Below are 16,356 nucleotides of genomic sequence, written 5' to 3' on the forward strand. Positions count from 1 at the left end.
ATATAGTTGGTATATTTGACGGAAAAAATAGTTTAATTATATAAATAAAGATGCTTTGATTTATAATGAGTAATAATTAACACAAGGAGGTTTAAAAATTGCTTTTGGATATTAGCTTTATCTATGGCTCTTAGCTGTGATTTTTGTTTTAGCTTAAATATGTACAGGACATGGAGTTAAGACTTTTATCTTTTTATTATAGGTTCGTTTCATAAATATACAAGCTATTCCAGTTGAGACTGCCTCAGCGATTAAAAATGTATACCAGACAAGGTCTGTGCTTGTATTTGAATTTTTGATAATTTCTACGAATATCCATGCAACAGGCAAGACTAATATAAGCTGACGGAAAATTGATACAACTAAGGATTCTGTACCGCTTTCGAGAGCTTGAAAGATTCCTTGAAAGGCAATATTTGCACCGGCAAAAACAAAGCTTACAGAAATTATTCTCATAGCACTTAAACAAAGAGATTTTGTGTCGCCTGAAAGACCAAATATTTCCGCAAATGGTTCTGCGAAAAGCTCAAGTAAAAGTGTTCCGATAAGCATAATTGAAATTGTATAAATCATACCGAATTTGATGCCGTCTTGTATTCTTTCTTTACTTTTCATACCATGATTAAAGGATATAATTGGTGTGATTGCATCTCTTAATCCGAATGCGGCAAAGAGCATAAATTGTTGAATTTTGTAGAAAAGTCCATATGCAGTTACGGCAGCTTCACTGAGTATGCCAAGTATAATATTAAGTCCATAGGTCATAACAGACATAAGTGCCTGTGCTATTATTGCTGGCAAACCGATAGCATAAATTTCTTTGATAATCTGCCACGATGGTTTGATATACTTAGCTTTATTTGAGATTTCCTTATTTACTTTGATGTGGAAAATCAAGGCAACTATGCACGAAACGCACTGACCTATAACAGTTGCGTATGCAGCACCCTTTACACCCATTTCTGGAAAACTAAGTAAACCATATATCATTATTGGGTCGAGAACAATATTTACAATAGCACCTGAAATCTGTGCAATGGTTGAAAACATTGAGCGACCTGTTGCTTGAAGAAGTTTCTCGAAAATTGAGAAAAATACGATGCCAAATGAGATTATACAACAAATGTTCAGATAGTCAATCGCCATATTTTGAATTAGTTTATTAGATGTTTGTGAGCAGATGTATGCACGAACACCTGTTAAGCCAAAGATTATATAGGCGACACAAATTATTATAGCAAGGAAAAATGAATTTCCTGCAACACGGTTGACTTTTTCACTATCACGCTGACCAAGTGCCTTTGATAAGAGTGCATTAGTGCCTACACCTGTACCAATACTTATTGCCACCATAAGCATTTGTACAGGGAATGCAAGGGTTAAGGCATTCAGGGTCGCCTCACCATCGTGTGACATATTAGATACGAAAGCACTATCAACAATGTTATAAACTGCTTGAAGAACCATAGATAAAATCATAGGTACACCCATAGTTATGAGTAGTTTATTGACTGGAACAATTTCCATTTTGTTCATTTTTGTTTTTTCCATAGGTTAAAATCTTCCTTTCTCAGAACTTGTAATTTTTTGCAAAAAAAGAGCGTAAATCCAATTCCTGGATTTACGCTCTTGCTACTCGGCGACTATAATTATATCAGAATTTTTTTGAGAATGTCAAGGCGAAATTTTCACAAACTTCTTTTATATTTATTCCTATCAGCTTCGGTAATTTTTCTTATTACACGACAAGGATTTCCAGCAGCAATAACACCCGAAGGAATATCCTTAGTTACAACACTTCCTCCGCCAATAATGGTATTATCTCCTATAGTAACACCAGGCATAACGCAGACGCTTCCACCAATCCATACATTATTGCCTACAGTAATTGGCAGAGCAATTTCAAAGCCTTCATTTCTTTGTTCTGCATCAAGAGCGTGTCCGGCTGTATAAAAGCCACAGTTTGGTGCAACAAAGCAGTTATCGCCAAATGTGACCTTGCCTGGGTCAAGAATGACGAGATTATGGTTCGAATAGAAATTTTCACCAATCTCGATATTATAGCCATAATCGCACCAAAACGATTGCTCTATCCAGAAATTTTCGCCTGTCTTGCCAAGAATTTTTTTAAGGAGAGCTTTTCTTTCTTCTGATTGTGATGGCATAAGTCTGTTATATTCAGCACATAAGTTTTTGCAACGCATAAGTTCAGATTTCAATTCTTCTTCAGTACTTTTATAGAGCAGACCAGCTTGAGCCTTTTCTTTTTCTGTCATAATAAATCAACCTCCGTTATTGAAAATCTTATAGTATTAATTTAGTGCTTATTATATCTTTTTATGTAGTTTTCGTCAATTAGTCAATTATAAAATTTTTGATTTAGTTGACATATTTAATGAATAAATGTATAATATAAGCAATGAGAGTATACCAACACACGGTCGCTCCTAGACAGCTTTATATAATAATCAATAACCGTTCTGGTGGAGCAGGACGGTTATTTCCTTTTATTGCTAAAAAGTGCTATGATTGCAACAATAAATGTTCCAACATTTGCAAATGCTATGATAAGCTGAATTAGCTCAGACTATGTCACATAGTTTTCCATAGCAACACCCCCATTTCTGGGAGCAGGATTGACCGTCATCTGTGTTGATATACTCTGTTTTTACATTGTACAATTTTAGATAATTTTCGTCAATTATAAATTTTAAAAAAGCAAAGAGGACACCTCGTTTTCGGAGTGTCCTCTCGTTTTATTTTAAGGAATGAAAATGATTTGTTTTTTAATCAATTAAAGCTCAACTGGTGTAGCTTTCCAAATTGTATTAGCGTAATCTCTGATTGAACGGTCAGCTGCAAAGCGTCCTGCCTGAGCTATATTGACAAGCGACATATGGTTCCAGTGCATTGGGTCAGCATAGAGAGCAGATGCGTTTTGCTGTGCAATAGAATAATCTGAGAAATCTGCAAGAACCATATATGGGTCCTTATTTCTGAGAGATTCTGCAATATCGTGGAACTTTCCACTGAACTCTCTTTCAATGTAATTGATAATATCCATAATCTCACGGCTATTATTATAATACTCCTGAGGATTATAACCACGATGCTTGAGAGCATTAACTTCAGATGTTGTCATACCAAAGAGAATAATGTTATCATCGCCGACAGATTCGTGAATTTCTACATTAGCACCATCAAGTGTGCCAAGTGTAACAGCACCGTTAATCATAAACTTCATATTACTTGTGCCAGAGGCCTCTGTGCCTGCAAGGGAAATCTGTTCACTGATTTCTGCTGATGGAATGAGCTTTTCTGCAACAGATACACGATAATCTTCAAGATAAACAACCTTGAGCTTTTTATTGACATCAGGGTCATTGTTGATTCGGTTGCCAAGCTCTACAATAAACTGAATAATCTGCTTTGCAAAGTAGTAACCAGGAGCAGCCTTAGCACCGAAAATATAAGTCTTAGGTGTAAATTCTGCATTTGGATTTGCTTTGAGCCAAAGGTATGTGCTAAGAATATGAATAGCATTAAGATGCTGACGCTTATACTCGTGCAAACGCTTAACCTGTACATCAAAGATAGAATCAGGGTCAACAATAATTCCGTTATTAGTCTGTATATACTCAGCCATTTTTACCTTATTTGCTTTCTTGATTTTTGCAAGTTGTTTTAGAACGCTTTCATCGTCCTTATACTTCATAAGTCCCTGAAGAGCGGAAGCGTCTGTGATAAACTTATCTCCGATAAGGTCAAGGATAAGGTTAGAAAGCCCAGGGTTAGACTGATTGAGCCAGCGTCTATGAGCAATACCGTTAGTAACATTTTTGAATTTCTCTGGTGTAACCTTATAGAAATCTGAGAATACAGACTCTTTGAGGATTTCACTGTGGAGCTTAGAAACACCATTTACAGAATGACCTGCGATAACAGCAAGGTTAGCCATCTTAACTATGCCGTCATTGATAACAGCCATTCTTGCAATTTGTGAGCCATCAATGCCTTTTTCATGCATTTCAGCACAGAAGCGTTTGTTGATTTCTTCAATAATCTGATATATTCTTGGGAGCTTTCTTGCAAACATATCGACCTGCCAGCACTCAAGAGCCTCTGCCATAACTGTATGGTTTGTATATGCAATAGAGCGTGTAACAATATCCCATGCACTATCCCATGAATATCCACACTCATCAAGGAGTATACGCATAAGTTCAGGAATAGCAAGAACAGGGTGTGTATCATTAAGGTGAATAGCAACAAGCTCTGGAAAGTTATCAAGAGTGCCATATATTCTTAGATGTCTTCTGACAATATCCTGAATTGTAGCAGAAACAAGAAAATACTGCTGATTAAGTCTGAGACTCTTGCCTTCTGCGTGGTTATCTTCAGGATAAAGAACCTTTGTGATAACTTCTGCCATAGCGTTTTGTTCCATAGCACGAATATATTCGCCACCATTGAAAAGCTTCATATCGAAATCGTTGGACTTAGCAGCCCAAAGTCTTAGTCGGGAAACACCCTTTCCGCCATAGCCTGCAACCATCATATCATAAGGAACAGCCTCAATAGCTGTTGCGTCAACATGATTAACACTGTGGTAGCCATCTGCCCAGTTTTCTTCGATTCTGCCATCAAAGAGAACCTTTACGCTCTTTTCAGGATGAGATTGAAGCCATACTTGTCCGCCTGGAAGCCAACGGTCAGGAAGCTCTGTCTGCCAGCCATCAACGAGTTTTTGACGGAAAATACCAAATTCATAGCGAAGTGAATATCCCATAGCAGGATAATCCTGTGTTGCAAGACCATCAAGAAAGCAAGCTGCAAGACGACCGAGACCACCATTGCCAAGACCTGCATCAGGCTCTTGCTCATATATATTCTCAATCTTGATATTGAGTCCCTGCAAAGCCTTTGTCATAACATCAGTAAGACCAAGGTTATAGAGAGTATTTTTGAGAGAACGACCCATAAGGAACTCCATACAGAGATAGTAAACAGTCTTTTTATTTTGAGCTTCAGCGGCATTTGTAAATGTTGCATATTCGTGGCTCATCATATCTCTAAGAATGAGAGCAATTGCTTTGTAGTAATGCTCGTCAGTAGCTTCGGTAGGAATTACTCCGAAGTTGTGTGAAAGCTTAGAAACAATCATATCACGAGCTTCACTTGGTGTAAGAGTTTTTTTCATCATAATAATATCCCTCCAAAAAATAATGCGTATGATGTGGAAAATAACTTAGGTATAATTATATACTATTTTCGGTATAATTTCAATAAAATTTGTCAAATTTACTTAAAAATTATTTTTAGTTAATAATTGCTATACTTATGAGATGAATTTGTGAATATATGAATTTGAATTTTAATGAAAATATTGGCTATATTATGAGATAATTTAAATATAAAAAATACTAATTATATCGGGAAAATTTATAAATTAAAGATTTTTAAAATTGAAGAAAAATTTCTGACATTTTCTTAATTATAAGCTTTATAATTCGACAAAAATGTATTATAATAGATTTGATTAGGCGGTTGAAAAATTTCGCCATAAGAATTATATAATTTAGTAAGACTTTCCCCAAAATAATAAATTGAAATGGAGGAATTTGAAATGTCAAAAAATAAAATTAAAGTAAAAGTTTGTGGTACAGAGTTTAATATTTTAAGTGAAGATAATGAGGAATATACTCAGAAGATTGCTTCTGTTGTAGATAGAAAAATGAAACAAACATTGGAAACAAATCCGAGAGTGTCAATTTCTAATATTGCTATTTTAACAGCATTGGAGTTTTGCGACCTCTCTAAAAAGCTTGCTGACCAAACAGAAAATATGAAAAATCAACTCAATGAATATCTTGAGGAGGCACAAAAGGCTCGTGAAGAGGCTGATGATGCCCGAAAAGAAACAGAAAAGCTTCGCTCGGAAATTGAAACTTTAAGACAGCGTTTGGCTGATAAGGATTCTAAAAAATCGCACGAAACATCAGAACCACTTTCCGCTCCTGTAAGGCGTTCATCTCGCCGAGGAAAAAGACTTATAACAACAGAAAGCCGAGAGGAAGCCGCAGAGGATATTATGAGCTTCTTTGGCAATTCTGCTGACGATACAGCAGAAAATTCCTCAGATGACAATGCTTAAAACAGAGCTTCTTGCTCCCGCTGGAAGTCTTGAGGTTATATATCCTGCTGTAAGAATGGGAGCAAATGCGGTTTATCTTGGAGCGGATATTTTTAGTGCAAGAGGTAATGCTGGAAACTTCAACCGTGAACAGCTGCTTGAGGCAGTAAAGTATTGTCACGCAAGAAATGTTGCAGTTCATCTTGCTTGCAATACACTTATTCACGATGATGAAATAGAATCAGCTCTTAATCTTATAAAATACGCCTGCGAAATAGGCATTGACGCTATAATTATTCAGGATATGGGATTGGTTTCACTTATAAGAAAAGCTGCACCGAATATGACTCTCCACGCCTCAACACAGATGTCTGTACATACCGCAGAGGCGGCAAAAATGCTCTATGATATGGGCTTTGAGCGTGTTGTTCTTGCAAGAGAATTATCTAAGACTGAGATTAAAGAAATTGCTGATAAACTGAAAAGTATGAATTGCCCGATAGAGTTAGAAGTTTTTGTTCATGGTGCGTTATGTATGAGCGTTTCAGGGCAATGCTATATGAGTGCGATGTTGGGTGGCAGAAGTGGAAATCGTGGTTTGTGTGCGCAACCATGCCGACTTCCTTTTAATGCAGGTGGCAACGGTCACGATTTAAGCCTGAAAGACCTTTCTTTGATAAGCAATCTTAGAGAACTTCACGAAATTGGTGTTACTTCATTTAAGATTGAGGGTAGAATGAAGCGTCCTGAATATGTTGCGGCGGCGGTATCGGCTTGCAGACAAAGCTTAGACAAAGGCTTTGTTGATGAAGAAATTCTTGAAAAACTTCGTGCTGTATTTTCTCGTTCAGGCTTTACTGACGGTTATTATACCGAAAAGCTTGGCCCGGATATGTTTGGAACACGCTCTAAAGATGATGTGACTTCTGCTACAAATAAATTGCTTACACAAATTCGTACAAGCTACAAAAATGAAATGCCACTTGTGCCTGTTTCGTTTAAGCTTGAAGTTAAAAACAGCAAAGCAGCAAAGCTTATTGTATGCGATAATGACGGAAACTCTGCTGAGACAGTGGGTGATATTCCAGAAACAGCAATAAATACTCCGCTTTCAGCTGAACGCTGTGAGGGCTATTTGAATAAAACGGGCGGTACACCGTTCTATATTGATAAGATAGAATGTATAATAGATAGTGACTTGACTTTGTCAGCAAAATCTATTAACGCTATGCGTAGAGATACGCTACAAGCTTTGCTTGCAATTCGTGAGAAAGTTAATCCGATTGCATTTGAAATGCCGAATCTTCCAAAGTCAGCTACACATAATACAAAGGGTATGGTTTTTCGTGCAAAATTCCGCAATGGAAATATTCCCGATGAATTTCTCGATTGTGAACTTATTTATGTTCCAATGTTTCTTGCGGATAGCGAAATAATTTCTCTTATGGATAGAGGATTTGCTATTGCGGCTGAGATTCCGAGAGCAATGTTTGGCAGAGAAGATGAAATAGAAAATCGCTTGAAAGATTTGCAGAAACTTGGTGTTTATGAGGTTTTGGCATCAAATCTCGGGGCAGTTGCTCTTGCTAAAAAATTGGGAATGGATATTCACGGTGGTTTTGGCTTGAATCTTGCGAATACTGCCGCACTTGAATGGGCAGAATCCTTTGGTATGCTTGATGTGGAGGCTTCATTTGAATTAACTCTTGCACAAATAGCAAAGCTTGGCGGAAATATTCCAAGAGGAATAATTTCATATGGCAGACTTCCGCTTATGCTTACAAGAAATTGCCCTGCGAAGAATGACGGAAAAGGTTGTAAAAATTGCAAAACTCCACCAATAATCCGTGACCGTAAGGGAAAGGAATTTCCGATAATCTGCGATAAGAAAAGCTGTGAAATTCTGAATTGCGTTCCGCTTATACTTTCAGACAGACAAAGCGAAATAAAGAATGTTGACTTTGAGATTCTGCATTTTAATGTTGAAAACTCTGTTGAAAGCAGTGGAAAGTTTAAGGATTATGTTGAAAAAAATGCCCCTAAAGCAGAATTTACCAGAGGTTTATATTATAGGGGTTTAAGTTGAAAACTTTTTTGAAATGAAATTAAATGATTTGGAGAAATAAAAATGAGCTATACTGTTAAAGTGAAAAAGTTAAAAGAAAATGCTGTTGTGCCTAAGCGTGCAACAATCGGTTCAGCAGGAGCCGACCTTTATGCTTGCATTGATGAGCCTGTGACCATTGAGCCAGGCAGTCTTGCAATGATTCCTACCGGACTTGCAATAGAGCTTGAAAGCTCAGATTGTGCAGCGTTTCTTTTTGCGAGAAGTGGTCTTGGTGTAAAGCATGGAATAACACTCTCAAACGGTGTCGGTGTGGTTGATAGCGATTATCGTGGAGAGGTTTGCGTTGGACTTTGCAATGTTTCAAACGAAAGCTACACTATTTCCGCAGGCGAACGCATAGCACAGATGGTAATTATGCCTGTAAAGCCAGCTGAATTTGTTGTAGCTGATGAACTTTCCGATACATCAAGAGGTGAAGGCGGTTTCGGCTCAACAGGAAAGCATTGAGAAAAGTTAAAAGTTTCGCTCGAGCCTTTTCAAAGGCTCGCAGTTTCCAAAGGCAGAGCCTTTGGTCGCTCTCCGCAGAGAGCGAAATACTTTATACTTTACAAAGCGCAGGAGGGTAGAAAAACATTCCAGTGGAATGTTTTTCGTAGGGAACCCTCGCAGGGGGTTCCCTGACGGAATGCCTCCACTGTCAAACCCTATGTAAAAACGACAAAGTGAGCTAACTATATTCGCTCATTGAAATTTACTTTAAATATTTATATTTTGTTGGCATATAGACAGTAATTGGACAAAGGGAGAAGGAGAATATATATGGGATTATTTTCTAAGGATATTGGAATTGACCTCGGTACTGCTAATACTCTTGTTTTTATGAAGGGCAAGGGAATTGTTATGCGTGAACCGAGCGTTGTTGCGGTTGATGTAAGGACCGATACAGTCTTAGCTGTCGGAGCTGCTGCAAAAGAAATGATTGGTCGTACACCAGGCTCTATCGTTGCTGTTCGTCCGCTTAAAGATGGCGTTATTGCGGATTTTGATATTACAGCGACTATGCTTAAGCATTTTATCAGACAAACTGTAAAGCCCTCTATTTTTAGCAAGCCAAAGGTTATTGTTTGTATTCCGTCAGGTGTTACTGATGTAGAACGCAGAGCTGTTGAGGATACTGCAAGACAGGCTGGTGCCGGAGATGTAAAGCTTATAGAAGAACCTATGGCGGCTGCTATTGGTGCAGGCTTACCAGTATTTGAACCAACAGGAAGTCTTGTGGTTGATATTGGTGGCGGTACATCTGAAGTCGCTATGATTTCACTTGGAGATATTGTTACAGCCTGCTCTGTAAGAGTTGCTGGAGATAAATTTGATGAATCAATAATTCAGTATGTTAAAAAGAAATATAATCTTCTTATCGGCGAAAGAACTGCTGAGGAGATAAAAATAAAAATTGGTTCGGCTTATCCTTATGAGGGCGAGGGAGATATGCAGATTAAGGGCAGAAACCTTGTTGACGGCTTGCCGAAAAATGTTGTAATCAGTGCAGCAGAAGTAAGAGATGCCCTTGCAGACCCACTTTCTGTTATAGTAGAGGCTATAAGAAGTACATTAGAGAAAACTCCGCCAGAGCTTTCAGCAGATATTATCGACCATGGAATTATGCTTACTGGTGGTGGAGCTTTACTTCGTGGTTTGGATTTTCTTGTCGCTCAGGAAACAAATATGCCCGTTCATGTTGCAGAAAGACCGCTTGATTGTGTTGCCGAGGGTACAGGCAAAAGACTTGAGATGAATATTGACGGCAACTTCTTTATGAAAAAGAAATAAATGGCTTACTAAGCTTAATTGGGTGACCATTTTATGAAAAATTTATTTTCAGGGAAAAGCTTCAAGATTTTGCTTGGGGCTATTTCTGTTTTACTTATACTTGTCATAGTTACAGCAGGAAATAGTTCTTTCGGAACATATATTGTAAATCTTTTTACAATGCCTATGCAGAAAGCTACGGTAAATGCGGTGGATTCTGCCAAAGATACACAAAAATCCGCTGATGAGCTTCAAGAGGAGGTCAATTCTCTTGAAGCTGAAAATCGTAAGCTTCGTGATATGCTTGTTGATTATTATGACATTAAAGGACAAAATGAACAGCTTAAAAAATATTATAATTTAAAGGAAGAAAATCCCGATTACGATATACTTCCTGCAACAGTTATAAGGCGTGACCCTAATGAGAATTTTTATGGCTTTTATATAGATAAGGGGACTATTGATGGTGTGGAGCTTCACGACCCTGTTGTAACCGAAAACGGTCTTGTTGGAATGGTTTGTGAGGTTGATGCGACTACCTGTAAGGTAAGAACCATACTTTCACCAGATATTCAGGTGGGAGTGCTTAATTCACGCACAAGTGATAGTGGAATTGTTACAGGCTCATCGAAATATTCAGACGATAACCTCTCTCTTATGACTAAAATTCCTGCACAACATACAATGCAGGAGGGGGATATTATTGTCACCTCGGGGCTTGGTGGAATTTTTCCAGAAAAAATTCGTATCGGAGAAATTAAGGAAATCAAGCTTGACGAATATGATAGTCAACCTATGGCAATAATCAAGCCATATGAGAATATACAAGAAGTAAGTTTAGTTGCGATTATAACCAATTATCTCGGAAAAGGTACTATTTCTAAGTCTGAAAGCTCAAAAGAAAGCAGTAAACAAGAAAGTACAGCATCAAAACAATAATCGGGGGAATTTTCGTGGAAAGAAGATTCAGAATATTTAGATATATCATATATTCAACAGAGCTTTTGGTGCTTTTTGTTATTCAGGGAATACCAAATTTTATTCCTGAGCTTTTCGGTGGAAAACCAAGCCTTATAATTCCTGTAGTTTTGACTATATCTATGTTTGAACCAAAATTGACTGCTCTTTGGTTTGGACTTGCTGGTGGACTTCTTACCGACATAAGCAATGGTGGAGTTATCGGCTTTTTTGCGATAATTATGACATTGTGCTGTTATTTTATAAGCTATCTTACAAGTGAGCTTATTCGCACAAGACTATCCGTTGCAATGGCAATTTCGTTTATAGTGGTAGCAATGGCATTATCACTGCATTTCCTATTTTTCTATGTTATGTGTGGATATGGCAACAATGGATATTTTTTCGTAAGTCATTATCTTTCAAGAATACTCTATACAGTAGCTCTTACTCCAATAGCTTATTATGTCAATAGGGTTCTTGCTTTGAGAGTGAGCTTGTAAATTTATATGTTAATTGAATGGGCAAACTGCGTTCGTCCGTTCAATATTTGCTAACTAAATAACAATAAATTTTCATAACTAAACACAGTTAATCGACAGATAGTTTAAAAGGGGGAATGCAGTTATTATGGAAGAACAAAAAACAGAAAAAAAGCACCAGCATGGGCGTACTGCGTTTCTTTTAATTGTTTTACTTATTATCTTTGGAATGTTTACTGCAAGGCTTGCAGATTGGCAGCTTATAAATGGTGACAGGTATGACGAGATTTCAAAAACATCTACAAGCTATACGGTTGAAACCGAGGCTCTTAGAGGAGAAATTCTTGATGTTAATGGAGTGGGCTTAGCTATCAATAGTACAGGCTATCAGGTGGTTATAGATAAGCTCTATATGGAAGATGACAAGCTTAATGACACAATTCTTGCATTGATTCTTCTTATGGAAAAATGCGGTGAGAAATGGGTTGATGCTTTGCCGATTATTATGGAGGGTGATAGTTACAAGTTTGCAGATGATATGGAGGACGAAATTGCTGAACTCAAAAGCAAGGATAACCTTAATATGAATACCTATTCCACTGCTGAGGAATGTATGAGTAAGCTTAATGAAAGCTATAAGTGTGATGGGTATTCCAAAAAGGAACAGAGAAATATTATAAGCGTTCGCTATAATATGAAAAAAATGGGTTACAGCAAATCTACTCCTTATACTTTTGCAGAAAAAATAAGTGCTGATACTATGGCGATTGTTTCGGAAAATTTTCAGGATATAGCAGGTGTTGATGTCAGAAGCTCAACTATCAGAACAAATCCGAATGGTACAGCCGCCGCACAGATAGTTGGTGCTTATGGTGCTATTTCAAGCGAGGAATATAAGGAAAAATCAGATGATGGCTATTCTCTCAATGATAAAATCGGAAAATTCGGAATAGAAAAATCGTATGAAAACCAGCTTCGTGGCAAATCGGGAAGTAAAATGATTCGTGCCTCCTCAAATGGCAATGTTCTTGATGTTGTTGAAACTAAAAATGCTGAGCCAGGTAATACTGTTTATCTTACAATAGATACTAAGTATCAATTACTTGCACAAAAAGCTCTTAAAGAAGCTACCAAAGAGGCGCAGGACCTTGCAAAACAGGCAGGAACAAAACATTCTGGCGAGGACTGTATTTCTGGCTCAGTTGTTATGCTTGATGTGAAGGATTTTTCCGTTATATGTGCGGCAACATATCCAACATATGACCTTTCAAAATATTGGGAGGATTATTCTAAAATTGCCACAACAAAAGGCGACCCGCTTATAAATCGTGCTTTTCAGAGTGCATTTACACCGGGTTCTACATTTAAGCCACTTGTTGCCTCTGCGGCTCTTGAAGAAAAAGCTATAAATAAAGGTACAGATATTACCTGCACAGGCACATATGACTATTACGATGGTTTAAGAATTAATTGTATGGGTGTTCATGGCTCAATCAATGTTACAAAGGCTATTGCAGTTTCGTGCAACTACTTCTTTAATGATTTAGGCAGAAGGCTCGGAATTGAAAGCATAGAAAGCTATGCTAAGCGTGTTGGCTTTGGAAGTCCGACAGGTGTAGAGCTTGGAGAGGGCGAAGAAACAAGTGGTGCAATAGCTGGTCCTGAAAATAGCAAAAGCTGGGGCAGTGAATGGTATCCAGGAAATACAGTTCAGGCGGCAATAGGTCAATCGGATACGCTTATTTCACCTATTCAACTTGCAACTTATGCGGCAACCCTTGCTAATAACGGAACAAGACTTCAAACGCATATCGTCCGAAAGGTTGTCAGTTATGACCGAAAAACTGTTATATCCGAGAATGCCCCGAATAATCCAACCGTTGTTGACAGTATGGGCGTAAGTGAAGAAAATCTTGCGATAGTCAAAGAGGGTATGATTAAGGCGGTAAACGAAACTTATAGTTCAGTTTTTGGAGATTTTAAGATTCAGGTTGTTGGTAAAACTGGTACAGCTGAAAATAATGGAAGTGACCACGCAAACTTTATATGTTATGCACCTGCCGATAATCCACAGGTAGCAATAGGTGTTATGGTTGAGCATGGTGCAAAAAGTTCTGTTGCTATGAATGTTGCCAAAAAACTCCTTACTCAATATTTTAAGGATAATCCAGTTTCTACTACAAAGGAAACAAGCAAAAGTCAAGATTAGTATAGATTTGATAGATAACTACCGAATAGGTGAACAAATATCGCCCTTAACAAAAATAACACGCATAACTCGTAAACAGAGTTGTGCGTGTTTTACTTTGTGAGAATATCTAATTTTTATAGATAAAGTCGAGCGACTATATTATTCGCAGAAACCGTGTGTGCGTTCTACGATTTCGCCCTTTTTCTTGTAAATGCTTCCTTCGTGCACATATCCACGAACCATAGAGAGCGGATATATACTTGTTTTTCTGCCTATAACTGAACCAGGATTCAAAACCGAGCCACAGCCAACCTCAACATAATCGCCGACCATTGCACCAAATTTCTTTAGTCCAGTTTCGACTCTGCCATCATCTGTGATGATTGTTACAAGAGTTTTGTCGGATTTGAGATTAGATGTAATTGAGCCTGCACCCATATGTGACCTATATCCAAGAATAGAATCACCAACATAGTTATAGTGCGGAACTTGAGCATAGTTGAAAATAATTGAATTTTTCAATTCTGTTGAATTGCCTATAACTGCACCTTCTCCGACAATAACAGAACCTCTGATAAATGCACAATGTCTTATTTCAGCATTTGCACAAACTATTAAAGGACCTGTCAGATAAGCGCTGTCATAAACCTTTGCGGACTTGGCAATCCAGATATTTTCGCCACGCTTTTCATATTCGTTTGGGTCGAGTGTTTCGCCGAGAGCAATAATAAAGTCGCTGATTTTTGGCAAAACCTCCCACGGATACTTTACACCATCAAAAAGTGGTTTAGCAATGGTTTGGTCAAAATCAAGAAGCGAGCTTGCTTCAAGATAACTATACATAGAATACACCTTCTAAAAAATTATTATTCAAAATCGTAAAAAGCCCATTCGTTATCATCAAACTTTCCAGCGAAAAAGCGTATCTCTTTATCTCCGCTTGTAACGCTATAAGATGAAAAAGCATAGGGCTTTTTTGTATCAGGTTCAAGCACAACAGCACATTCACCAAAGCTGTGCCACGGATACTTGAAAACATCAACGCCATTTATGCAAAAGCGTCCTTTAGACGCTCTGCCAAGAAATTCGTGCTGTTTCAATTAAAATTCACCTCAATTAGCCACAATCCCAATTATATACTACATCATCGAATTTACAATTCTTTAAATCTTCAGGTTTGATAAAGAAGTTAGCAACACCGCAATCGCCCCAAAGAGTTACAAACTCTCCGTTATGGATTTCAGAATCAATCTGCAACAGTAAGGTGCTGTATTCACGAGATTCCTCGTCATATTCTCTTGGGTCGCTCTGAGTAAAGAACGGATATCCGCCCATTCTATGACCATTTTCTTCAATTTCATCGAACACTTTATCAGTGATTTCGTCTGGCATATCAAAAAACTCTTCATAATCTGAGCCTGTTTCTTCATTATAAAGCTTTGTGAAAATTTCATCAAACTTATAATCACTACAAGTCATATATTGCTCTTGAATCTCAAAGCTAAGCTTTAATGGAGTATCTATTGGAGAATAAATCTCATCACCCTTACTTTCATCAATATAATCCTTGATAATAGGTGCTTTCTGCTGATTTTCGAGGTTTTTGTCAATATCAGCGTGATAGAAGATTTTATAATTTTTTTGAACTGTTGGGTTATCAAAATCAGCACCATATAAATCATCGGTAGGATTTATGAAAATCTGCAAAATTCCCTTTTCTGGAAAGTTTTCAAAATGAGGAACTTCCTCAAAATTTATCTGTGCTAAAAGCATCATAGGGATTTGAGTACCCCTTTGATTAAAATTTTCTGCATAAGGATATTCAAAATCCTTTGGAAAATAAGGTGTTCCTCCGAAGCTGCTCTCAAAAGGACTTGTTTCACTCTCTGTTGTATTTATTCCAATGCACTTAGTTTTTGTTATTTCTTTAAATTTTGCGATAATCTCGTCGATTTCAGGCATATCATCACCTCTTTATTTTTTCTTTATATTTATAATTTCTTCGATAAGCTTTGTTGTGCCGTCTATACCAAGAAATGCACTGTTTATGCAAAGGTCATAGTTATTATAATCGCCCCATTTAATATTGGCATAATAATTGTAGTAATTAGCTCTTGTTTTGTCTTTTTTAGCAATAAAGGCATTTACGGAATTTTTATCAATTCCTTCAACATTTATAGCACGCTCTCTGCGGAAATCAAAATCTGCATAAATAAAGATTTTGATGCAGTTCTTATTATCTTTGAGAACATAGTCGGCACATCTTCCAACGATGATACAATCACTGTTGGCATATTCTTTGATGAGCTTCTGTTGTGCGATGAAAACTCTGTCATTTATAGGTAACTGGGCAGTGCCTGAGAATCCGTGTACAATGCTTGAGGCACCAAGGGAAAGTGAATAAAGCAAGCTGCTTGCTGCCTTTTCGTCAACTTCCTTGAGAATATCTGGGCTTATGCCACTCATTTCAGCGGCTTTATAGATAAGCTCTTTATCATAAAACTTAAAACCAAGTTTTTCTGCGAGTTTTTGTCCGATTTCGTGTCCGCCACTGGCGAATTGTCTTGATATTGTAATAACCATAAGTACAGCTCCTTTCGGTAAATATAACATAATTTTACGCAATCAAGAATAATTTTATGCTAATTTATTATAACAGTGTCTTGCTTATAATGTCAAGAGAATAGTTTATTTATGAGCTATACTGATTAAATTT

The 16,356-nt window shown here is 37.4% G+C and carries 14 protein-coding genes; 7 read left to right on the top strand and 7 right to left on the bottom strand.

The genetic code is table 11. From position 1 onward, the window contains the following. Positions 1 to 153: 153 nt before the first annotated feature. The 3 genes from C9914_RS07235 to C9914_RS07245 all read right to left on the bottom strand — a co-directional run bounded on the left by C9914_RS07235 (position 154) and on the right by C9914_RS07245 (position 5,200). Entirely contained in the window at positions 154 to 1,551 is a 1,398-nt protein-coding gene (locus C9914_RS07235) for an MATE family efflux transporter (RefSeq protein ID WP_106764444.1), read from the bottom strand. Between the two features lie 137 nt (positions 1,552 to 1,688). Beyond that, positions 1,689 to 2,276, bottom strand: a complete 588-nt coding sequence (locus tag C9914_RS07240) for a sugar O-acetyltransferase (RefSeq protein WP_022264436.1) — start codon at positions 2,274 to 2,276, stop codon at positions 1,689 to 1,691. Between the two features lie 518 nt (positions 2,277 to 2,794). Then, a complete protein-coding gene (locus C9914_RS07245; protein ID WP_106764509.1) occupies positions 2,795 to 5,200 on the bottom strand; it encodes a glycogen/starch/alpha-glucan phosphorylase in 2,406 nt (801 codons plus the stop codon). A gap of 426 nt (positions 5,201 to 5,626) precedes the next feature. Between C9914_RS07245 and zapA the strand changes: the two genes are divergently transcribed. The 7 genes from zapA to C9914_RS07280 all read left to right on the top strand — a co-directional run bounded on the left by zapA (position 5,627) and on the right by C9914_RS07280 (position 13,658). Next, the gene (gene zapA / locus C9914_RS07250; RefSeq protein WP_158707363.1) at positions 5,627 to 6,154 is read left to right on the top strand and encodes a cell division protein ZapA; all 528 of its coding nucleotides are present in this window, start codon (positions 5,627 to 5,629) and stop codon (positions 6,152 to 6,154) included. Next, positions 6,102 to 8,219, top strand: coding sequence for a U32 family peptidase (locus C9914_RS07255; protein WP_242972077.1), 2,118 nt, complete (start codon positions 6,102 to 6,104; stop codon positions 8,217 to 8,219). Before zapA ends, C9914_RS07255 begins: the two co-directional genes overlap by 53 nt. A gap of 42 nt (positions 8,220 to 8,261) precedes the next feature. After that, complete coding sequence (gene dut, locus C9914_RS07260) at positions 8,262 to 8,708, top strand: dUTP diphosphatase (protein WP_106764447.1); 447 nt, start codon at positions 8,262 to 8,264, stop codon at positions 8,706 to 8,708. 312 nt (positions 8,709 to 9,020) lie between these two features. After that, a complete protein-coding gene (locus C9914_RS07265) occupies positions 9,021 to 10,031 on the top strand; it encodes a rod shape-determining protein (RefSeq protein ID WP_022264428.1) in 1,011 nt (336 codons plus the stop codon). Positions 10,032 to 10,064: 33 nt separating this feature from the next. Continuing rightward, the gene (mreC, locus tag C9914_RS07270; protein ID WP_106764449.1) at positions 10,065 to 10,949 is read left to right on the top strand and encodes a rod shape-determining protein MreC; all 885 of its coding nucleotides are present in this window, start codon (positions 10,065 to 10,067) and stop codon (positions 10,947 to 10,949) included. A 14-nt stretch (positions 10,950 to 10,963) separates the two neighbouring features. Next, positions 10,964 to 11,470 (top strand): rod shape-determining protein MreD, encoded by a 507-nt coding sequence (gene mreD / locus C9914_RS07275; protein WP_022264426.1) that lies wholly within the window; start codon positions 10,964 to 10,966, stop codon positions 11,468 to 11,470. A 127-nt stretch (positions 11,471 to 11,597) separates the two neighbouring features. Then, on the top strand, positions 11,598 to 13,658 hold the full coding sequence (locus C9914_RS07280) for a penicillin-binding transpeptidase domain-containing protein (protein ID WP_106764452.1): 2,061 nt from the start codon (positions 11,598 to 11,600) through the stop codon (positions 13,656 to 13,658). Between the two features lie 141 nt (positions 13,659 to 13,799). Here the strand turns inward: C9914_RS07280 and C9914_RS07285 are convergent, their stop codons facing one another. From C9914_RS07285 to C9914_RS07300, 4 genes are read right to left on the bottom strand one after another with little or no spacing between them, the layout of a single operon-like run. Next, positions 13,800 to 14,483: an acyltransferase gene (locus C9914_RS07285; RefSeq protein ID WP_022264424.1), complete on the bottom strand. Its 684-nt coding sequence runs from the start codon at positions 14,481 to 14,483 to the stop codon at positions 13,800 to 13,802. Between the two features lie 23 nt (positions 14,484 to 14,506). Further along, positions 14,507 to 14,740, bottom strand: a complete 234-nt coding sequence (locus C9914_RS07290; RefSeq protein WP_106764453.1) for a hypothetical protein — start codon at positions 14,738 to 14,740, stop codon at positions 14,507 to 14,509. 16 nt (positions 14,741 to 14,756) lie between these two features. Continuing rightward, positions 14,757 to 15,602 carry a YwqG family protein gene (locus C9914_RS07295; protein WP_106764455.1) on the bottom strand — a complete coding sequence of 282 codons (846 nt, stop codon included), beginning with the start codon at positions 15,600 to 15,602 and terminating at the stop codon, positions 14,757 to 14,759. Positions 15,603 to 15,614: 12 nt separating this feature from the next. Then, on the bottom strand, positions 15,615 to 16,223 hold the full coding sequence (locus C9914_RS07300) for a cytidylate kinase-like family protein (protein WP_242972078.1): 609 nt from the start codon (positions 16,221 to 16,223) through the stop codon (positions 15,615 to 15,617). Positions 16,224 to 16,356 lie beyond the last annotated feature (133 nt).

The organism is Pseudoruminococcus massiliensis (assembly GCF_900291955.1).
In the GTDB taxonomy this organism is placed as follows: domain Bacteria; phylum Bacillota; class Clostridia; order Oscillospirales; family Acutalibacteraceae; genus Pseudoruminococcus; species Pseudoruminococcus massiliensis.